Genomic DNA, 18,053 nt, shown 5'->3' on the forward strand with positions numbered 1-18,053 from the left:
AACGATGACGTTGGCAGGCCGATGTGCCGGTCCTGCTACGGGAGTTGACGATTGCGGAGCGCGACGGCAAGCATGATCCGATGATCGCTCCGCAGTTGCGCTCTCTCAGTCTCGCGGTCGACGGCGACAGCGCGGTCTCCGCGCTGTTCCTCGCTCCACAAGCGTCGCGCGCCTGTTTCGTCTTCGCGCACGGAGCCGGGGCCGGCATGACCCACGCCTTCATGGCGCAGGCAGCCGATGGCCTCGCCGCGCACGGCATCGCTACGTTGCGGTTTCAGTTCCCCTACATGGAGAACGGTAGCAAGCGGCCCGACTCGCCGGCGGTCGCCCACGCCGCCGTTCGCGCTGCAGTCGCCGAGGCGGCACGGCTCTGCCCGGGTCTGTCGCTGATTGCCGGCGGCAAATCCTTCGGCGCGCGGATGACCTCGCAGGCGCAATCGGTGGAGCCGCTGCCGAAGGTCGTGGGTCTCGCCTTCCTCGGCTTCCCGCTCCATCCGGCCGGCAAACCGTCCATCGCCCGCGCCGATCACCTCGGCGGCGTCGACATCCCGATGCTGTTTCTGCAGGGCACGCGCGACAAGCTGGCGGAGATGCCCCTACTCGAACCGGTCGTGACAGGGCTTGGGCCGATTGCGACCTTGCATGTGATCGATCAGGCGGATCACGCCTTTCACGTGCCGGCGCGCTCCGGACGGAATGACCGGGCCGTGATGGTCGAGCTGACACAGGCGTTCGCGACGTGGCTCGATGCGCTCGGGGTTCGCCGCGACTGACGCGCTGAATGGGTGCTCTGAAGAAAAACCGAAAGAGAACAAAGAAAGAACTTTCAATGAATCTAAGGTTGAGCCATAGTTCCAGCAAGGCATTCTGGTAGCGCTGCCTTCCATCATCCCCGAGGAGCCCATGAGAAGGGTCATCTCACGTCTTTCGCTGCTGGTGCTTTGCGCAGCGAACCTGCCAGCGATGTCGGTGCATGCCGAGGACGGCTTGAAAGGCATCGAGACCTTGCGTGGGGCTTGCAAGAAACTGACGGTCGCGGCAAAGGACCGGACTTGGTGCGCGGGTCGCCCGATCTTGGAGAGTTTGATGTTCCGATACCTCGGCTTCGTCCTGGGGCTGCTCTGCAGCCTCGTATCGATCAGCGCCGCGCTGGCCGACGACGCGAAGCTCCGGATCGGCGTTCTCCGGCTGTCGTCGTCAGCGCCCGTGTTCATCGCGCTCGACAAGGGCTACTTCCGTGACGCCGGGCTGGACGTCGAGCTGAAGTTCTTCGATGCAGCGCAACCGATCGCCGTGGCGACGGCCACCGGCGATGTCGATGTCGGGGTGACCGCGTTCACCGCGGGTCTCTACAATCTCGCCGGCAAAGGCGCCCTCAAGATCATTTCCGGCATGAGCCGCGACCGACCGGGCTATCCGCTGATCGGCTACTTCGCCAGCAACAAGGCTTACGACGCCGGTCTCAAGACGCCGAAGGACATCGCCGGCAAGCGCGTGGCCATGACGCAGGTCGGGTCGAGCTTCCACTACTCGGTGGGGCTGCTCGCCGAGAAGTATGGCTTCAAGCTGTCCGATGTGAAGATCGTGCCGCTGCAGTCGATGTCCAACATGGCCGCTGCCATCAAGGGCGAGACGGTGGATGCGGCGCTGATGCCGGTGTCCGTCGCGCGCAAGCTGATGGAAGAGGGGGCGGTGAAGCATCTCGGCTGGGTCGGCGACGAGACGCCGTGGCAGGTCAGCGGCGTGTTCGCCGGACCGAAGACGCTGGCCAATGCGGCGCTTGTCGGCAAACTGCTGACCTCGCTGCAGCGCGCCGAGCGCGAGTATCATGATGTCGTGCTGTCCACCGTGAAGGACGGCAACGCCGCGATCGATGAGAAGACCAGGCCGCTGCTCGAAATCATCGGCAAATACACCAACCTCCCGGTCGAGCAGGTGGTCGGCAATTGCGCCTATATCGACCCCGACGGCAAGCTCGACGTGAAGAACATCGATAGCCAGATCAAGTGGCTGCAAGGGCAGGGGTTCGCCGATCAGGGCTATGATGCAGCCGCGATCATCGCGAAGGAGTTCGTCAAGCCGGACTGATGGGAGTGAAAGACAGCACAGCCGCCGCGGGATCACCGAGATGGACCTGATCGCCGACGCCATCAGTCATCGCTTCGATGCGCTCGAAGTGCTTCAGGACGTCTCCTTCACGGTCGGAGCGGGTGAAGTCGTCGCCATCGTGGGTCCCTCCGGCTGCGGCAAGAGCACGCTGTTGTCAATCCTCGGCGGCCTGTTGCAGCCCACCCGGGGGGAGGCGCAACTGCGTGGCGCCGCGCCAGCCGGCAGCCTCAATCCCCTGACCTTCGTGTTCCAGGATTTTGCCCTGTTGCCCTGGGCCAGCGTCGAAGACAATGTCGCCTTCCCGCTGCTGCATACGTCGCTCTCGGCAGCCCAGCGCGCCGCTGCCGTCGACGATGCGCTGCGGCGCACGGGGCTTTTCGACTTTCGCCATGTCTACCCCAAGCAGTTGTCGGGTGGCATGCGCCAGCGCGTCGGCATCGCCAGGGCGCTGGCGGTCCGCCCGGCGATCCTGCTGATGGATGAGCCGTTGTCCGCGCTGGATTCGCAGACACGCGAGCTCCTGATGGAGGACTTCGTCGATCTCCTGGCCGACGGAGCCATGGGCGCGGTCTACGTGACCCATAACCTCGAAGAGGCCGTGCGGCTCGCCGATCGCATCGTCGTGCTGTCACGACGCCCTGGCCGAATCCGCAAGGTGGTGAGCGTCCCGGCGACGCGGCAGAGCCGCGGCGATGCCGCGACGCGCGCGCAATTGCTGGAGCTGCAGAACGAATTGTGGGCGCTCATCAGGACCGAGGCGATCGACGCCGAGCGCGAGGTTCAGAATGCTTGAGCGCTCCCCGGCAGACCGGTCCGAGATCGTCGGCACGCAACCGACCCGCAAGGTCCCGTTTCGCGGCGGCGGCTTCACGCCGGCCGCGAGCCGCTGGGCCGGGTGGCTGGCGCTCGCCGCGGCGCTTGGCGTCTGGCAGGCGGTCGGCAGTCTGGCGCTGGTCAATCCGTTGTTCCTGCCGACGCCGCTGACGATCCTGCGCGCGCTGGTCCGTCTCGCCGAGAGTGGCGCCCTGTGGCAGCACGTCTCGGCGTCGTTCGTGCGCATCGTGACGGGGTGGGCGCTCGGCACGGCCTCCGGCATCGTCATTGGCTTTGCCATTGGCCTGTGGCGAATCGCGCGCAGCATCGGAATCACCTTCGTGTCGGCGCTGTTCCCGATCCCGAAGATCGCCGTGCTGCCGCTCTTGATCCTCTGGCTCGGCATTGGCGAGCAGCCGAAGATCGCGACCATCGCGCTCGGCGTTTTCTTCTCGACCACAATCTCGGTCTATAGCGGCGTCGATGCGGTGCCGCGCAATCTGATCCGGATGGCGCAGAGCTTCGACGTGCCGTTCCCGACCATCGTGCGCAAGGTGATCTGGCCCGGTGCGCTGCCGTCGATCCTGGCGGGCTTTCGCATCACCGCATCGGTGGCGCTGATGCTGGTGGTCTCGGCGGAGATGATCGGCGCCGAGACTGGCATCGGCACCTTCGTGCTGCAGGCCGGCAATCTGATGCAGACCGATCAGCTGATGGCGGGGATTCTCATCCTGTCGCTGTTCGGCCTCGCCGTCGGCAAGTTGATCAGCTTGCTCGAGGCGCGCCTGCTGCACTGGCGCTGAGCGCCTCAGGCGTTGCCGCGATCCTCGCGGAACAGATCGAGCTTCTCCTGCACGGGCCGGTCGGAGAATGAGAACAGTACGGCATCCTCGTCCGCCTCGTGGCTGACCCATTGCCAGCTCGGCACGACGAACAGATCGCGCGGTCCCCATTCGAAGGTCTGGTCACCGATGCGGCTGCGGCCCCTGCCCTCGATCGCCGTGAAGACGGTGGCATCCGTCGAGCGATAGCGCGCCGTCTTGAAAGACGTCGGCAGCAGCTGGATGAAGGTGCCGATGGTCGGCATTGCGAAATCGCCGGTCTCCGGGTTGGAGAACTTCAGCTTCAGCCCGTGACACGCGTCCCATTCCTCGCTGCGCTTGGCATTTTCCAGCGCTTCACGCGTGTAGGCGTAGGGATAGTTGAAGATCGGCGAGGTCCGCGATTTGCGCTTGGCGTCCACCGGCAGCAGATTGTGCCCGTAACGCGCAAAACTGTCGCCCGCGGGACGCGCGACCTTCTGCTGATCCTCCTGTGCGCCTTGCGCGAACGAGGCGTCGAGGAACTGCACCAGAGGAATGTCGAGGCCGTCGAGCCAGAACATCGGCTCCGAGGTTTCGTTGCCGTGGTCGTGCCAGGTCATCGACGGCGTGATGATGAAGTCGCCCGGCTCCATCAAGGTGCGCTCGCCGTCGACGGTCGTGAACGCGCCCTTGCCTTCCAGCACGAAGCGCAGTGCCGACTGGCTGTGGCGGTGGGCCGGCGCGACGTCGCCGGGGATGACCATCTGGATGCCGGCATAGAGCGAGGTCGTCACCTTCGACTGTCCGCGCAAACCCGGGTTCTCCAGGATCAGCACGCGACGCTCGGCCTCCTTGGCGGTGATCAGGCGTCCGGCCTCGATCATGTAGTCGCGAATGGCGGCGAATTGCCAGAGGTGCGGCCGGCAGGCGCTCTTCGGTTCGGGCGTGATGAGATCGCTCATCACGGTCCACAGCGCCGTCATGTTCTCGCCGTCGATCTTCTTGTAGAACGCCTCGCGTTCCGGCGTCGAAACCGCGGCCATGAGCGTCTCCCGTGAGCATGTGTCATTGTTGATTGACAGTATACTGCCAATTTGACTACCGTCAAACTCAATCAAGGCGACAATTCGGGAGGAGTGTCATGATGAAGCTGCACGGCTATTTTCGCAGCAGCGCGTCCTATCGCGTCAGGATCGCACTGAATCTCAAGGGGCTCACGGCTGAGCACCTGCCGCACCATCTCCGCAAGGGCGAGCAGCGCGCGCCCGCTTTTCTCGCCATCAATCCTCAGGGACTCGTGCCGGCTCTTGAGGATGACGGCGGCATCGTTCTGATCCAGTCGCTGGCGATCATCGAATGGCTCGACGAGACGCATCCGGAGCCTCCGCTGCTGCCGAGCGATCCCTTGCGACGGGCGCAGGTCCGCGCCTTCGCGCAGGTGCTCGCCTGCGACACCCATCCGGTCCAGAACCTGAAGGTGCTGGCGCGGCTGCGCGAGCTCGGTCTGCCCGAGGACAAGGTCACGGCCTGGGCCGGCTGGGCCAATCGCGAGGGACTCGCGGCCTGTGAGGCGCTGGTCAAGCATGAGCCGGGCCCGTTCTGCTTCGGCGCCACGCCGACTCTTGCCGATCTCTGCCTGGTGCCGCAACTCGGCAATGCGCGGCGCTTCGGCGTCGACGTCGCGGCGTTCCCGCGCCTGCTGCAGGCCGAGGCGGCGGCCAAGGCGATGCCGGCATTTGCGGATGCCGCGCCGGAGCGTCAGCCCGATGCCGAGTAGACCGCCCGACATCACGATGGACGCGGTCTACACCAAGCCCGGCTATCTGTTCCGGCGCATGCAGCAGATCGCGGTGTCCATCTTCGTCGAAGAGTGCCGGGAGTTCGATCTGACGCCGGTGCAATATGCGGCGCTGGTCGCGATCCAGACTCATCCCGGCATCGACGCCACCCGCCTGTCGGCCGTGATCGCGTTCGATCGGTCGACGCTCGGCAGCGTGATCGAGCGACTCGAGGCCAAAGGACATATCGAGCGCAAACCGTCGCTGGAGGACAAGCGCGTCAAGCTGCTCTATCTGACCAAGGCCGGAGCGGCGCTGCTGCGCGCCATCATGCCTTCGGTCGACCGCGCGCAGGCGCGCATGCTGGCGCCATTGAAGCCGGCTGACCGCAAAATGCTGATGCTGTTGCTGTCGCAACTCGTCGACCTCAACAATGAGGTTTCGCGCGTGCCGCTGCGCGCCGAGGATGCGTTGGAGCATCTCGGCAAAGCCGGCTGAGCGCGAGGTGCCATCGAGCGCGGTGGGGACGCTGCGCATTCATAGCCGCATCACCGCCTGACGGTCGATCTTGCCGGTGCCGGTCTTGGGCAGTTCGTCGATGAACACGATCTCGCGCGGATATTTGTACGGCAGCAGCTTCGTCTTGACGTAGTCCTGCAACGCCTTGGTCGTCGCCTGCGCGTCGCGGGCTTGGCCGTTGGTCACGACCACCGCCTTCAGGCTCATCCGCCGATCCGGCAGCTCATGGGCGAACACCGCGCATTCCCTGATGTCCGGATGTTCGGCAAGGCAGAGCTCGACCTCCAGCGGATAGACCCATTGTCCGGAGATCTTGACCAGATCGTCGGCGCGGCCGCGGAAGAAATGGAAACCCTCGGCGTCGCGGACGAAGCGGTCGCCGGTGTAGATCCAGCCGCCATCGCGGATCGTCTCCGCGGTCTTGTCGGGCCTGTTCCAGTACAACGGCGTGTTGGAGTCGCCACGGACCCAGAGAATACCTTCCTCGCCGGTGGCGACCTCGCGTCCGTCACTGTCGCGCAGCGCGATTTCGTAGCCGGGCACGCGCAGGCCGGCGGCGCCGAGCTTCTTCCGGTCCTCGCGATTGGAGAGATAGACGTGCAGCACCTCGGTCGAGCCGAGGCCTTCGACGATCTCGAGGCCCGTAAGGCTCTTCCAGCCGTTGAACACCTCCGACGACAACACCTCGGCCGCGGACACCGCGAGGCGCAGGGACGAGAAATCGGTTTGCCCGACGCCGTCGGCCTTCGTCAGTGCGGTGTAGAGCGTCGGCAGGCCGAAGAACACGGTCGGACGGAAGCGGCTGATCGCATCGAAGATCGCGGCCGGCTTTGGCTGGCCCGGCAGCAGCAAGGTGGTGGCGCCGACTGAGAACGGGAAGGTGATCGCATTGCCGAAGCCATAGGCGAAGAAGATCTTCGGCACCGAGAAGCAGATGTCGTCGGACTTCAGGCGCAGCACGTTCTTCGCGAAGGCCTGCTCGCTGTAGGCCATGTCGTGCTGCAGATGAACGATGCCCTTGGGACGGCCGGTCGAGCCGGACGAGTACATCCAGAACGCCATCTCGTTGCGATGGGTGTCCGCCTCTGCGAGCTGATCGAGAAAACCCGGGAGCCAGCGATCGGCCGGGACCGTCGAGGCCGCCGACGTCGCTGTTGGCTCGCCATTGACCACGATCAGTGTCTGCAACGCCGTGGCCGCGCAGGCCTGCGCATCGAACCGCCCGGCGAACTCGGCGTCCGCGACGGCCACCTTGGCGCCGGAGTCCGCGAGATAGAACTGCAGCAGGTCCGGCGGGGTCAGCGTGTTGATCAGCAGCGGCACGAAGCCCGCGCGCACCGCGCCGAAGAACGCGGCCGGATAGGCCGGCGTGTCGTCGAGGAACAGCAGCACGCGGTCGCCGCGGGTGAGGCCAAGCGACGCAAAGCCGTTGCCCCAGCGGCAGGCGTCGCTGCACAGTTCGGCATAGCTGCGTCCGCCCGCGGGACCGATCAGTGCGGGCTTGTTCGCGTTGCCGCGCGCGAGGTTGTCGAACAGGATGCGGCTCGCGTTATAGCGCTCGGGAATCGCGAAGCCGATTTCGCGGGCGCCGGCGCTGTCGTGCGGGACCTGATCGGTCATGTCAGTCGTCATGCCGGCGCTCCCACATTGCGAGAGGCCTCGTAGCGCGCCATGAACTGCGGCGCCATTGCGCGCAGCCTGCTGTCGTCGATGCGGCCCGAGCGCGTGATGTAGCTGTAGGCGAAATCCATCAGCTCCGCCTGCATGTGCGCCGGGAACTTCTCGTACCACTCGGCGCTGGTGCGGGCGGCCGTCACCAGCTTCTTCACGATCGGCTGACGCTCAGCCTGATAGCGAGCAAGTCCGTCGGAGAGGTTGGCCTCCGCGTCGAGCGCCTTGGCCAGCGCGATCGCATCCTCGATCGCAAGCCGCGTGCCCGAGCCGATCGAGAAATGCGCCGTATGCAGCGCGTCACCGATCAGCACCATGTTCCGGTGCCACCAATGCTCGTTCCACACCCATGGAAAGTTGCGCCACACCGAGCGGTTGGAGACCAGGGAATGGCCACCCAGCGCGTCGGCAAACACCTGCTCGCAGATGCGCCGGGATTCGTCGACCGACATCTCGGCGAAGCCGTAGGCGTGCCAGGTTGCGCGATCGCACTCGACCAGGAACGTGCTCATGTCGGGCGCGTAGCGATAGTGATGCGCGTTGAAGGTGCCGCGCTCCGTGGCGACGAAGGTCTGCGACAGCGTCGGGAAGGTCTTTGACGTTCCGTACCAGGCGAATTTGTTGCTGGAGTAGGAGACCGAGAAGCCGAAATCGCCCTCGAAGCTGCGCCGGACCAGCGAGTTCAGTCCATCCGCCGCGACGATGAGATCGTAGCCGGCGAGCTGATCCAGCGACTGGATGGTCGTGCCGTAGCGGGCGACGACGCCGACGCTTTCGGCGCGCGACTGCAACAGTTTCAGCAGCTCGAGCCGGCCGATCGCGGAGAAGCCGACGCCGTCGATCTCGACGCTCTCGCCATGCAGGTTGAGCGTGATGTTGCGCCAGCTCTCCATCTGCGGTGCGATCGCGTCGACGGTGTCGGGATCGTCCGCGCGCAGGAATTCCAGGGCCTGGTCGGAGAACACGACGCCGAAGCCCCAGGTCGCGCCGGCCGGGTTCTGTTCGAACAGATCGACGACGGCGGCAGGGTGCCGCTTCTTCCAGAGATAGGCGAAATACAGCCCGCCGGGGCCGCCGCCGAGCACGGCGATGCGCAAGGACGCTCTCCCAAATTGACAGTATACTGTTTATTTTGGGTCGGAGACTAATCCGTCAACCTCATCGACGCTAGAGAAATCTTATTGCGGGATGTCGGGCGGACCGGCTGTCGATCCTGAGGGGCGGCATCCGAAGATCGCGTCGAGTGCGGCGAAGGTTGCCTCTTCGACCAGCTCGGGCGCGTACTCGCCGAGCGCTTCCATCTTCACGCCCGAATTGATTTCGAGCACCTGCCATTGCCCGTCGGCCATGACCACATCGACCGAGGCATAGCGGATGTCGACGGCGCGTGCGGCATCGCGCGCCAGTGCCGTGCAGGTCTCGCGCAGCGGGCCTTCGGTCAGCAGCACCGGCTGGGCTCCGAATTCGAGGTTGTGTCGCCAGCTCAGCAGGCGCTGCTCGCCTTGCGGGATGATCGCTTGCAGCGTCGATGCGTCGAACTCCACCGCCAGACGCCGCAGCAGGCGTGATTGCTGTTCGACTGGCACCGCCTGGAGCGCAAGGTCGCGCAGCGAATGAAGTCCGTCGCCGGTCACGACGGGCCGCAGCTTGCGATAGACGATCAGCGGCGCGCCATCGAGCATGATGACGCGGACTTCGTCGGCGATCTCCAGCAGCGGTGCAATCGCCGCGCTGGCGCCGGTCTCGAAGATCTGGGTGAGCGCATCCTTGAGCTCGGCCGAGGTACGGACGCGCGTCACGGCGCGGCCCGACGTCCCCTCGTTCGGCTTGACGACGAGGCCGGTGGGATGCGTTTCGATCAGTTCCAGCATCGTTGTCCAGGCCGGCGCGCTGACGCCGGTCACCGTCGGTGCGAGGAACAGCGCGTGCGGGACTGCGGGAACCCCTGAGGCCGCGAGCAGGGCGGACGTGGCGGCCTTGTCGCACGCAATTCTGTGCGCCACCGCACTGTTCAGGCCGAGGTCATAGCCGAAGATCAGGTGACGTTCGCGGCCGTTCCCGAGCACCAGCAGCCAGCCGTCCTCCCGGACGTCAAGCGCGATCCTCCGCTCCTTGCAATAGCGGGTGACGGCGGCGCGCTGGCGGTGCGGATGGTTAATCATTGCTCAAGGATTGGGCCGGAGATGCGGAATTAAAGTGCTGGAAAGTCACAATCCCGGCAAGTAAATTGCGCGTATCGTTTGTGTACGAATGAATGGCTGATCGAGGCAATCCGGGACGGGCCGGCATGCGTTTGATCGTGATCAATGGTGCAGTCATGCGGGTTGATTATTTGCTGTTTTCACGTACATCAGGCGCCGAAAACCGCTGGATCTATAGGGTTTTTGCGGGTCTGCCTCGTTACGACTTGTTTCTTCCAACTTCAGCCCACGTGAAAAAACAAACGACATGAGCGCGTTCTATAAAGAGAAAGTTCTTTCCGTTCACCACTGGACGGACACGTTGTTCTCCTTCCGGGCGACCCGTGACGCGGGCTTCCGCTTCCAGAATGGCCAGTTCGCGATGATCGGCCTCGAGGTCGAGGGCCGCCCCCTGCTGCGCGCCTACAGCATGGCGAGCGCCAATCACGAGGAGGAGCTCGAGTTCTTCAGCATCAAGGTGCAGGACGGTCCGCTGACCTCCCGGCTGCAGAAGATCAAGGAAGGCGACACCATCCTGGTCGGCCGCAAGGCGACGGGCACGCTGATCCCCGACAACCTGCTGCCCGGCAGCCGGCTGCTGCTGCTGTCGACCGGCACCGGTCTCGCCCCGTTCGCCAGCCTGATCAAGGACCCCGACGTCTACGATCGCTTCGAGAGCATCGTGTTGGTGCATGGCTGCCGCCAGGTGGCCGAGCTGGCTTATGGCGAAAGTGTGGTTGCCAAGCTGCGCGAGGACGAGGTGTTCGGCGAGCTGCTGGAAGGCAAGCTGCACTACTATCCGACCGTCACCCGCGAGCCCTTCCGCAACCGCGGCCGCATCACCGACCTGATCTCCTCGGAGCAGCTGTTCAACGATCTCGGCCAGCATGCCCTGGATATCGCCGAGGACCGCGTCATGATGTGCGGCAGCCCGGCGATGCTGGAAGAGCTCAAGACCATGTTCGAGTCGCGCGGCTTCCTCGAAGGCAGCGGCAACGAGCCCGGCCATTTCGTGATCGAGAAGGCCTTCGTCGAGCGCTGAGCCTCTCGCGCCGCCGTTTCCGACAAATTCCAAAGAGCGCCTCGACGCAATCGGGGCGCTCTTTTCGTTGGCAATATCCTCCTTGCACGTCGCGAAGCGGCCGTGCGATTTTCGACGCCAGGACCGGACCTGCAGACGTCCGGCGACAGGGAGGGGACATGGATGCCTGGACGGCGCCATCCCCGCGACGATGAGGGGAATGGCCATGGATTCGATCGTTCGGCGGCAGACGCTCGGTGACCTCCTGCGGCGGAGCGCGGCGCGTACGCCGGGCAAGACGGCGGTCATCTGCGGCGAGACCAGCTGGACCTATGCCGAGTTCAATGCGGTGGTCGATCGCCTTGCCGCGGGCTTGGCGAGCCGTGGCGTCGGAAAGGGCGAGCGCGTCGCCATCCTCGCCCGCAATTCGCATGCCTTCGCCGCCCTGCGCTTCGCGCTGGCGCGGCTCGGGGCGGTGCTGGTGCCGATCAATTTCATGCTGAAGCCGGAGGAGGTCGCCTACATCCTCAAGCATGCCGGCGCGCGGCTGCTGGCCACCGACAGTGGCTTTGCCGGCGTGGCGCGCGCTGCCAAGGCGCTGGCGCCGGCGGTCGAGCAGATGATCTGGCTGCCGTCGGAAGCGCCCAGCGAACGGCAAGCCGACATGATCGATTTTGCTGAGCTGGCATCGTCGACGTCGGCCGCCCCGATTGTCGAGATCGCGGGCAGCGATGTCGCGCAGATCGTGTACACATCCGGCACGGAGTCGCTGCCGAAAGGCGCGATGCTGACCCACGACGCGGTCATCTGGCAGTATGTGAGCTGCATCGTGGATGCCGGCATCGCGGCCGACGATGTCACCCTGCATGCGCTGCCGCTGTATCACTGCGCGCAGCTCGACGTGTTCTTCGGTCCCTCGATCTATGTCGGGGCCACCAACATCATCACGGCGTTTCCGACACCCGACAATCTGCTGCCGCTGATCGCGAAGCATCGCATCAGCTCGTTCTTCGCGCCGCCGACGGTATGGATCTCGATCCTGCGTTCGCCGCTGTTCGAGACCACGGATGTCTCGACCTTGTGCAAGGGCTATTACGGCGCTTCGATCATGCCGGTCGAGGTGCTGCGCGAGCTGGCGCAGCGGCTGCCGAAGGTGCGGCTGTGGAATCTCTACGGGCAGACCGAGATCGCGCCGCTGGCGACAATGCTCGGGCCTGAGGACCAGTTGCGCAAGCCGGGCTCGTGCGGCCGCGCCGTACTCAACGTCGAGACCCGCGTGGTCGATGATTACATGAACGATGTCGCCCCGGGCGAGGTCGGCGAGGTCGTGCACCGCTCGCCACATCTGATGCTCGGCTACTTCCACGATGACGAGCGCACCACTGCTGCCTTCCAGGGCGGCTGGTTTCACTCCGGCGATCTCGCGACCATCGACGACGAAGGCTACATCACCATCGTCGACCGCAAGAAGGACATGATCAAGACCGGCGGCGAGAACGTCGCCAGCCGCGAGGTCGAGGAGGCGCTGTACCAGATTCCGGAGGTGTCGGAGGTCGCCGTGGTCGGCCTGCCGCATCCGCGCTGGGTCGAGGCCGTGGTGGCGATGGTCGTCGTGAAGTCCGGCTGCGAGCTGACCGAGGAGGCGCTGCTCAAGCAGGCCTCCAGCCGGCTGGCCTCGTTCAAGACGCCGAAGCGCGTGGTGTTCGTCGATGCACTGCCGAAGAACCCCAGCGGCAAGCTGCTCAAGCGACAGTTGCGCGAAGCGCATTCCAGCCTGTTTTCTGAAGGGTAAGGCACGGCGGGGCCGCCTGGTCAATGACTCTTCCGGACAGGTCTGCTCCTCTTCCGGACAGATCGGGGCGGCCGGTCGATCCAACAGGATCTGGCCTTCGCGGTCGCGCACTCGCACCCAGCGACACCGTGACATCACGGTCGATAGCCCCAGGCTATCGACGACGTGAAACCTCGGATAGTCAATCGCGCGCGCTTGTGTAACGATTGTTTCGCGATGCGCGTAGTATGGTCATCGCCGATTGTCCACGATCCGCCCGGGGCCCTCCATGGATACGCTGCTGCTTCCGTTCTCGCCGCGCTACATCGTGCTGACGATCTGCGCCTCGGCGACCGCTCTGCTGCTCATCCTCGGGATCTACGATCGCAAGATCTTCGATCTCATTCTCATTCCGTTGCTGATCTTCGGGGCGCTGACCGCGCTCGGTATCCGCGACTTGCTGCAGAGCAGCCACGCCGTCCTCCGCAACTATCCGATTTCGGCGCATCTGCGCTTCATCCTCGAAGAGATCCGGCCGGAGATGCGGCAGTATTTCTTCGAGAGCGAGAAGGACGGCATGCCGTTCTCGCGCGACACCCGCGCGGTGGTCTATCAGCGCGCCAAGATGGTGCTCGACAAGCGCCCGTTCGGCACCCAGGAGGACGTCTACCGCGAGGGCTATGAGTGGATGCACCATTCGGTGTCACCCAAGCCGCATGCCGAAGAGAAATTTCGCATTTCGATCGGCGGTCCTGATTGCGCCAGGCCGTATTCGGCCTCGGTGTTCAACATCTCCGCCATGAGCTTCGGCGCACTGAGCCCCAACGCGGTCCGGGCGCTGAACGCCGGCGCGAAGCGCGGTGGCTTTGCCCACGACACCGGCGAAGGCGGCTTCAGCCCGTACCACGCCGAAATGGGCGGCGACATCATCTGGGAGATCGGCTCCGGCTATTTCGGCTGCCGGCACCGCGACGGCAGCTTCGATCCTGACGCGTTCGCCCGCGTTGCTGCGACCGAGCAGATCAAGATGGTCGAGCTCAAGGTGAGCCAGGGCGCCAAGCCCGGTCATGGCGGCGTGCTGCCGGCGGCGAAAGTGTCGGAAGAGATCTCGAAGATCCGCGGCGTCGCGATGGGCGAGGACTGCATCTCGCCGCCGGCGCATCGCGCGTTCTCGACGCCGATCGGCATGATGCAGTTCATCGGCGAGATGCGGCGGCTGTCGGGCGGCAAGCCGGCGGGCTTCAAGCTGTGCATCGGCCATCCCTGGGAGTTTCTGGCGATCTGCAAGGCGATGCTGGAAACTGGCATCTATCCCGACTTCATCGTGGTCGACGGCAATGAGGGCGGCACCGGGGCCGCACCGCTGGAGTTCATGGACCACCTGGGCATGCCGATGCGCGAGGGCGTCAACTTCGTTCACAATGCGCTGGTCGGGATGAACATCCGCGATCGCGTCAAGATCGGCGCCTCCGGCAAGATCGCGACTGCCTTCGACATGGCGCGGGCGATGTCGATCGGGGCCGACTGGTGCAATTCCGCGCGCGGCTTCATGTTCGCGCTCGGCTGCATCCAGTCCCTGAGCTGCCACACCGACAAATGCCCGACTGGCGTCGCGACGCAGGATCCCACGCGCGCCCGCGCGCTGGTCGTGCCGCACAAGATCGACCGCGTCTACAACTATCATCACGCGACCCTGCACGCGCTCGCTGAGCTGCTCGCGGCGGCCGGGTTGGAGCATCCGCAGGACCTGCGGCCGATCCACTTCTCGCAGCGGACGTCAACGACGGAGGTCTCGTCGTTTGCAAAACTCTATCCGTCGCTGCGGCCGGGCGAATTGCTTGAAGGTACGCAGGATATCCGCTTCAAGGATGCCTGGGCGATGGCCCGGCCGGACACGTTCGCGGCGGCGTGAGATAGTTCGGCCGCTTTAACTGAGACGGAACGCGGCGTCCCCACCCTCGGTGTCATCCCCGCGCAGGCGGGGATCCATAACCACAGGGGCTGGTTCGTGGCACGAATGTTCAACTGGCCGCCTGCCTCGAGCGAGATCACGCGGTATGGGTCCCGGGTCGGCGCCCACTGACGCGTTGCGTCAGCGGGCTTGCCCGGGACAACGGCGGAGAGTGAGGCAGGCGGTCAGCGCCTCAATGCGGATTTTCCAGACTGAACGTCTCCGACTGCTCGTCGTAGGAGAACAGCTCGGCATAGCGGCCCCAGGAGACGATGGTCTGCAGGGTCTCGTCGGCATATTGCTCGGACATGTAGTCCTCGAGCTCGATGCGGAAGCGCGCAGCGGGCGCGGCATGTGAGGGACGGTCGTCGAGTACGCGGCGGATCAAGCCCATCAGCGGCACGTTCTCCATCAGATGCGCGGCGAACAGCTTCTTGCGGTCGTCGGTCTCGAGGTCGGCGAAGCGCCGGCCGGCGTCGGTCAGGGTCAGGTCGCCTTCGCTGAGATGGGCGAAGCGTAGCAGTTGCAGCGCCTCGGCCAAGGGGAAGATCTCGTCGACTTCGAGCTGCAGATGACCCGCGAGCACCGGCAGATCGGCGTGCCCCTTGTACGGCGCGCCGGCGAGCGCCTCGATCAGGCCGGAGATCGAGTTCGAGGAGACGTGGCTCAGCACCATGCCGACCCCGGCGCTCGCGGTGCTCGGCAGCTTCGGTTCGGGCCGCTGCGTCATGCGCGCATAAAGGCTGTCGACGAGCTGGCGAAACGCCGGATCGAGCCGGTTGCGCGGATGGGCTAAGTCGATCCTGAACTCGGCGGCGACGCGGCCCGGATTGGACGAGAACACCAGCACGCGGTCGCACATCAGCACCGCCTCCTCGATGTTGTGCGTCACCATCAGCACCGATTTGATCGGCAGCCTTCCGTCGATCCAGAGATCGACGAGGTCGGTGCGCAAGGTCTCCGCGGTCAGCACGTCGAGCGCGGAGAACGGCTCGTCCATTAAGAGCAGGTCCGGATGCACGACGAGCGCGCGGGCGAAGCCGACGCGCTGGCGCATGCCGCCGGACAGCTCCTTCGGAAACGCGGATTCGAAGCCGTCGAGGCCGATCAGGTCGATCGCCGCCAGCGCGCGCTTGCGGCGCTCGGCGCTGTCGATGCCGAGCGCCTCCAGGCCGAGTTCGACGTTCTGCAGCACGGTCAGCCAGGGAAACAGCGCGAACGACTGGAACACCATGGCGACGCCGCGCGGCGGGCCGGCGATGATCTCGCCGCGGCATTTCGCTTCACCCGACGAGGGCGACACCAGGCCGGCGATGATCCGCAGCAAGGTCGACTTGCCCGAGCCGGAGCGGCCGAGCAGGCCGACGATCTCGCCGGCGCGGATGGTGAGGTCGACCTTCTCGAGCACGACGAGATCCTCGCCGCTGCCCTTCGGGAACGTCCGGCTGACGCCCTTGATCTCGATCAGCGAGGTGTCCTTGACCTGGTCGCGCATGATGATCTCTCCCGGTCAGCCGAGCCGCAGCCGGCGTTCGCCGAAGGCATAGAGCGGCCGCCACAGCAGCCGGTTGAACAGAGTGACGAGAATGCACATCACGGCAATGCCGAGCACGACGCGCGGGAAATCGCCGCGCTCGGTCGCCCCAGCGATATAGGCGCCGAGGCCTGACGCCGTGAGATGCGTGTCGCCCCAGCTCGCGACTTCGGCGACGATCGCAGCGTTCCAGGAGCCGCCGGACGCGGTGATCGCGCCGGTGATGTAGTACGGGAAGACGCCGGGCAGCACGACCTTGAACCACCAGCGCCAGCCAGTGAGATGCAGGCTTGCGGCGGCTTCGCGCAGGTCGCTCGGGAAGGCGCTGGCGCCGGCGATGACGTTGAACAGGATGTACCACTGCGTCCCCAGGATCATCAGCGGGCTCAGCCAGACATTGGCGTCGAGGCCGTAGCGCACGATCAGCACGACGAAGACGGGGAAGGCGAGGTTGGCCGGGAAGGCCGCGAGGAATTGCGCCAGCGGCTGGATGCGCTCGGCCAACTTCGGCCGCAGCCCGATCCAGACGCCGACGGGGACCCAGATCAGCGAGGCCAGCGTAATCAGCACGGCGACACGGACCAGCGTGATCAGGCCGTAGCCGATCGCGGCGAAGACATCCGCCGGCGCCAGGGTGGCCGAGAGATAGAGATAGGTTTTCCAGCCGGCATAGGCGCAGCCGAGAACGACCGCGGCGAGCCACAGCCCGTCGACGAGCTGCGACGGCGGCGCATGGCGCGCCGGACCGCTCCAGGCTTTCGGCCAGTTGATCCGCAGGTTGGAGAACGTGCGGTTGATCGCCGCGAACGGGATCGACAGCGAGCGCAGCGCGCGGGTGCGGCGGAACAGGTCGAGCATCCATGAACCAGGTGGATCGCCCGAGGCGGTCTGCTCGAAGCGGAATTTGTCGGCCCAGGCGACGATCGGGCGGAACAGCAACTGGTCATAGGCGGTGATCACCAGCAGCATGGTCAGCAGCGCCGCGCCGATCGCGGCGAGATCCTTCTGCTGGATCGCCAATGCGACATAGGAGCCGATGCCGGGCAGGGTGACGGTGGTGTTGCCGACGGTGATCGCCTCGGACGCGACGACGAAGAACCAGCCGCCGGACATCGACATCATCGCATTCCAGATCAGGCCGGGCATCGCATAGGGCACGTCGAGCCGCCAGAAGCGCTGCCAGCCGGAGAGGTGGAAGCTGCGCGTCGCCTCCTCGAGATCCTTCGGCACGTTGCGCATCGACTGGTACATGCTGAAGGTCATGTTCCAGGCCTGGCTGGTGAAGATCGCGAACACGCAGGCGAGCTCGGCGCCGAGCACCTTGCCCGGGAACAGGTTCATGAAGAACACGACCGTGAAGGTCAGGAAGCCGAGGATCGGCACCGACTGCAGGATGTCGAGCAGCGGGATCAGCACGATCTCGGCGCGGCGGCTCTTGGCCGCCAGCGCCGCATAGACGAAGGTGAAGACGAGCGAGCAGATGATCGCGAGCAGCATGCGCAACGTCGTGCGCAGCGCGTAGAGCGGCAGGTTGGCCGGATCGAGCGACACCGGGGCGGTGTCGAGCGCCGACAGCGGCAGCGTGGTCTGCTCGCCGCCATAGACGATCAGAACCATCGCCCCGACCACGATGATCAGCGCGACCACGTCCCAGATGTTGGGGCGCACGGCCTCGCGCAGCACGGCCGTCCTGATGTCGTGGAGCTGCATCGGCGTGTCTCGTCTCGTCGGCCGCAGATGATGGCTGCGGACGTCTTTGGTCGTGGCGCTCGGGGTGGCCCGCGCCGACACGGCGGCCGGGCGAAGCGGCACCCTAGGTGCGCTGTGTGATGGTTTGATTTCAAGCGGCGGGGGCCGGTGATCCCCGGCTCCGTGACCCGGCCTATCAAAGGATACGCCGGCC

Annotated in this window: 16 protein-coding genes; 10 read left to right on the forward strand and 6 right to left on the reverse strand. The window is 65.4% G+C overall.

Features of this window, described 5'->3' with window-relative positions; all coding sequences use genetic code 11:
- Positions 1–80 precede the first annotated feature (80 nt).
- The 4 genes from ACQR0Z_RS28810 to ACQR0Z_RS28825 all read left to right on the forward strand — a co-directional run bounded on the left by ACQR0Z_RS28810 (position 81) and on the right by ACQR0Z_RS28825 (position 3,725).
- Complete coding sequence (locus ACQR0Z_RS28810) at positions 81–773, forward strand: alpha/beta hydrolase family protein (RefSeq protein WP_434921039.1); 693 nt, start codon at positions 81–83, stop codon at positions 771–773.
- 313 nt (positions 774–1,086) lie between these two features.
- Entirely contained in the window at positions 1,087–2,088 is a 1,002-nt protein-coding gene (locus tag ACQR0Z_RS28815; protein WP_434920867.1) for an ABC transporter substrate-binding protein, read from the forward strand.
- 40 nt (positions 2,089–2,128) lie between these two features.
- Complete coding sequence (locus ACQR0Z_RS28820) at positions 2,129–2,902, forward strand: ABC transporter ATP-binding protein (RefSeq protein ID WP_434920868.1); 774 nt, start codon at positions 2,129–2,131, stop codon at positions 2,900–2,902.
- A complete protein-coding gene (locus ACQR0Z_RS28825; RefSeq protein ID WP_434861833.1) occupies positions 2,895–3,725 on the forward strand; it encodes an ABC transporter permease in 831 nt (276 codons plus the stop codon). The genes ACQR0Z_RS28820 and ACQR0Z_RS28825 overlap by 8 nt, the downstream gene beginning before the upstream one ends.
- 5 nt (positions 3,726–3,730) lie before the next feature.
- Here the strand turns inward: ACQR0Z_RS28825 and gtdA are convergent, their stop codons facing one another.
- The gene (gtdA, locus tag ACQR0Z_RS28830; protein WP_434920869.1) at positions 3,731–4,768 is read right to left on the reverse strand and encodes a gentisate 1,2-dioxygenase; all 1,038 of its coding nucleotides are present in this window, start codon (positions 4,766–4,768) and stop codon (positions 3,731–3,733) included.
- Between the two features lie 101 nt (positions 4,769–4,869).
- Here gtdA and maiA point away from each other — a divergent pair, with 101 nt between their 5' ends.
- Positions 4,870–5,502: a maleylacetoacetate isomerase gene (maiA, locus tag ACQR0Z_RS28835; protein WP_434921040.1), complete on the forward strand. Its 633-nt coding sequence runs from the start codon at positions 4,870–4,872 to the stop codon at positions 5,500–5,502.
- Positions 5,492–6,001: a MarR family winged helix-turn-helix transcriptional regulator gene (locus tag ACQR0Z_RS28840; RefSeq protein WP_434861831.1), complete on the forward strand. Its 510-nt coding sequence runs from the start codon at positions 5,492–5,494 to the stop codon at positions 5,999–6,001. The genes maiA and ACQR0Z_RS28840 overlap by 11 nt, the downstream gene beginning before the upstream one ends.
- Before the next feature lie 39 nt (positions 6,002–6,040).
- On the opposite strand, the gene ACQR0Z_RS28845 is transcribed toward ACQR0Z_RS28840, so the two are convergent.
- The 3 genes from ACQR0Z_RS28845 to ACQR0Z_RS28855 form a co-directional block, all read right to left on the reverse strand.
- Positions 6,041–7,654, reverse strand: a complete 1,614-nt coding sequence (locus ACQR0Z_RS28845; protein WP_434920870.1) for a benzoate-CoA ligase family protein — start codon at positions 7,652–7,654, stop codon at positions 6,041–6,043.
- Positions 7,651–8,790 (reverse strand): FAD-dependent monooxygenase, encoded by a 1,140-nt coding sequence (locus tag ACQR0Z_RS28850; RefSeq protein WP_434920871.1) that lies wholly within the window; start codon positions 8,788–8,790, stop codon positions 7,651–7,653. The genes ACQR0Z_RS28845 and ACQR0Z_RS28850 overlap by 4 nt, the downstream gene beginning before the upstream one ends.
- Positions 8,791–8,871: 81 nt before the next feature.
- Positions 8,872–9,855 (reverse strand): ATP-grasp domain-containing protein, encoded by a 984-nt coding sequence (locus ACQR0Z_RS28855; protein WP_434920872.1) that lies wholly within the window; start codon positions 9,853–9,855, stop codon positions 8,872–8,874.
- Positions 9,856–9,980: 125 nt separating this feature from the next.
- Here ACQR0Z_RS28855 and ACQR0Z_RS28860 point away from each other — a divergent pair, with 125 nt between their 5' ends.
- The 4 genes from ACQR0Z_RS28860 (at position 9,981) to ACQR0Z_RS28875 (ending at position 14,577) form a co-directional block, all read left to right on the forward strand.
- A complete protein-coding gene (locus tag ACQR0Z_RS28860; RefSeq protein WP_434878017.1) occupies positions 9,981–10,145 on the forward strand; it encodes a hypothetical protein in 165 nt (54 codons plus the stop codon).
- Complete coding sequence (locus ACQR0Z_RS28865; RefSeq protein WP_434920873.1) at positions 10,142–10,915, forward strand: ferredoxin--NADP reductase; 774 nt, start codon at positions 10,142–10,144, stop codon at positions 10,913–10,915. The genes ACQR0Z_RS28860 and ACQR0Z_RS28865 overlap by 4 nt, the downstream gene beginning before the upstream one ends.
- 205 nt (positions 10,916–11,120) lie before the next feature.
- A complete protein-coding gene (locus ACQR0Z_RS28870; RefSeq protein WP_434920874.1) occupies positions 11,121–12,686 on the forward strand; it encodes an acyl-CoA synthetase in 1,566 nt (521 codons plus the stop codon).
- Between the two features lie 268 nt (positions 12,687–12,954).
- Positions 12,955–14,577 (forward strand): FMN-binding glutamate synthase family protein, encoded by a 1,623-nt coding sequence (locus ACQR0Z_RS28875; RefSeq protein ID WP_434920875.1) that lies wholly within the window; start codon positions 12,955–12,957, stop codon positions 14,575–14,577.
- A 232-nt stretch (positions 14,578–14,809) separates the two neighbouring features.
- On the opposite strand, the gene ACQR0Z_RS28880 is transcribed toward ACQR0Z_RS28875, so the two are convergent.
- Together ACQR0Z_RS28880 and ACQR0Z_RS28885 are read right to left on the reverse strand one after the other, a co-directional pair.
- Entirely contained in the window at positions 14,810–16,111 is a 1,302-nt protein-coding gene (locus ACQR0Z_RS28880; protein ID WP_434920876.1) for an ABC transporter ATP-binding protein, read from the reverse strand.
- A 15-nt stretch (positions 16,112–16,126) separates the two neighbouring features.
- Positions 16,127–17,860, reverse strand: a complete 1,734-nt coding sequence (locus tag ACQR0Z_RS28885) for an ABC transporter permease (protein WP_434920877.1) — start codon at positions 17,858–17,860, stop codon at positions 16,127–16,129.
- Positions 17,861–18,053: the final 193 nt, after the last annotated feature.

It is taken from the genome of Bradyrhizobium sp. HKCCYLS3077, assembly GCF_051167555.1.
Classification (GTDB): Bacteria; Pseudomonadota; Alphaproteobacteria; order Rhizobiales; family Xanthobacteraceae; genus Bradyrhizobium.

Excerpts from the sequence above, each read along its gene's own strand:
- ACQR0Z_RS28810 (WP_434921039.1), top strand. The coding sequence starts at position 81 with ATGATCGCTCCGCAGTTGCGCTCTCTCAGTCTCGCGGTCGACGGCGAC.
- ACQR0Z_RS28815 (WP_434920867.1), top strand. The coding sequence starts at position 1,087 with ATGTTCCGATACCTCGGCTTCGTCCTGGGGCTGCTCTGCAGCCTCGTA.
- ACQR0Z_RS28820 (WP_434920868.1), top strand. The coding sequence starts at position 2,129 with ATGGACCTGATCGCCGACGCCATCAGTCATCGCTTCGATGCGCTCGAA.
- ACQR0Z_RS28825 (WP_434861833.1), top strand. The coding sequence starts at position 2,895 with ATGCTTGAGCGCTCCCCGGCAGACCGGTCCGAGATCGTCGGCACGCAA.
- gtdA (WP_434920869.1), bottom strand. The coding sequence starts at position 4,768 with ATGGCCGCGGTTTCGACGCCGGAACGCGAGGCGTTCTACAAGAAGATC.
- maiA (WP_434921040.1), top strand. The coding sequence starts at position 4,870 with ATGAAGCTGCACGGCTATTTTCGCAGCAGCGCGTCCTATCGCGTCAGG.
- ACQR0Z_RS28840 (WP_434861831.1), top strand. The coding sequence starts at position 5,492 with ATGCCGAGTAGACCGCCCGACATCACGATGGACGCGGTCTACACCAAG.
- ACQR0Z_RS28845 (WP_434920870.1), bottom strand. The coding sequence starts at position 7,654 with ATGACGACTGACATGACCGATCAGGTCCCGCACGACAGCGCCGGCGCC.
- ACQR0Z_RS28855 (WP_434920872.1), bottom strand. The coding sequence starts at position 9,855 with ATGATTAACCATCCGCACCGCCAGCGCGCCGCCGTCACCCGCTATTGC.
- ACQR0Z_RS28860 (WP_434878017.1), top strand. The coding sequence starts at position 9,981 with ATGCGTTTGATCGTGATCAATGGTGCAGTCATGCGGGTTGATTATTTG.
- ACQR0Z_RS28865 (WP_434920873.1), top strand. The coding sequence starts at position 10,142 with ATGAGCGCGTTCTATAAAGAGAAAGTTCTTTCCGTTCACCACTGGACG.
- ACQR0Z_RS28870 (WP_434920874.1), top strand. The coding sequence starts at position 11,121 with ATGGATTCGATCGTTCGGCGGCAGACGCTCGGTGACCTCCTGCGGCGG.
- ACQR0Z_RS28875 (WP_434920875.1), top strand. The coding sequence starts at position 12,955 with ATGGATACGCTGCTGCTTCCGTTCTCGCCGCGCTACATCGTGCTGACG.
- ACQR0Z_RS28880 (WP_434920876.1), bottom strand. The coding sequence starts at position 16,111 with ATGCGCGACCAGGTCAAGGACACCTCGCTGATCGAGATCAAGGGCGTC.
- ACQR0Z_RS28885 (WP_434920877.1), bottom strand. The coding sequence starts at position 17,860 with ATGCAGCTCCACGACATCAGGACGGCCGTGCTGCGCGAGGCCGTGCGC.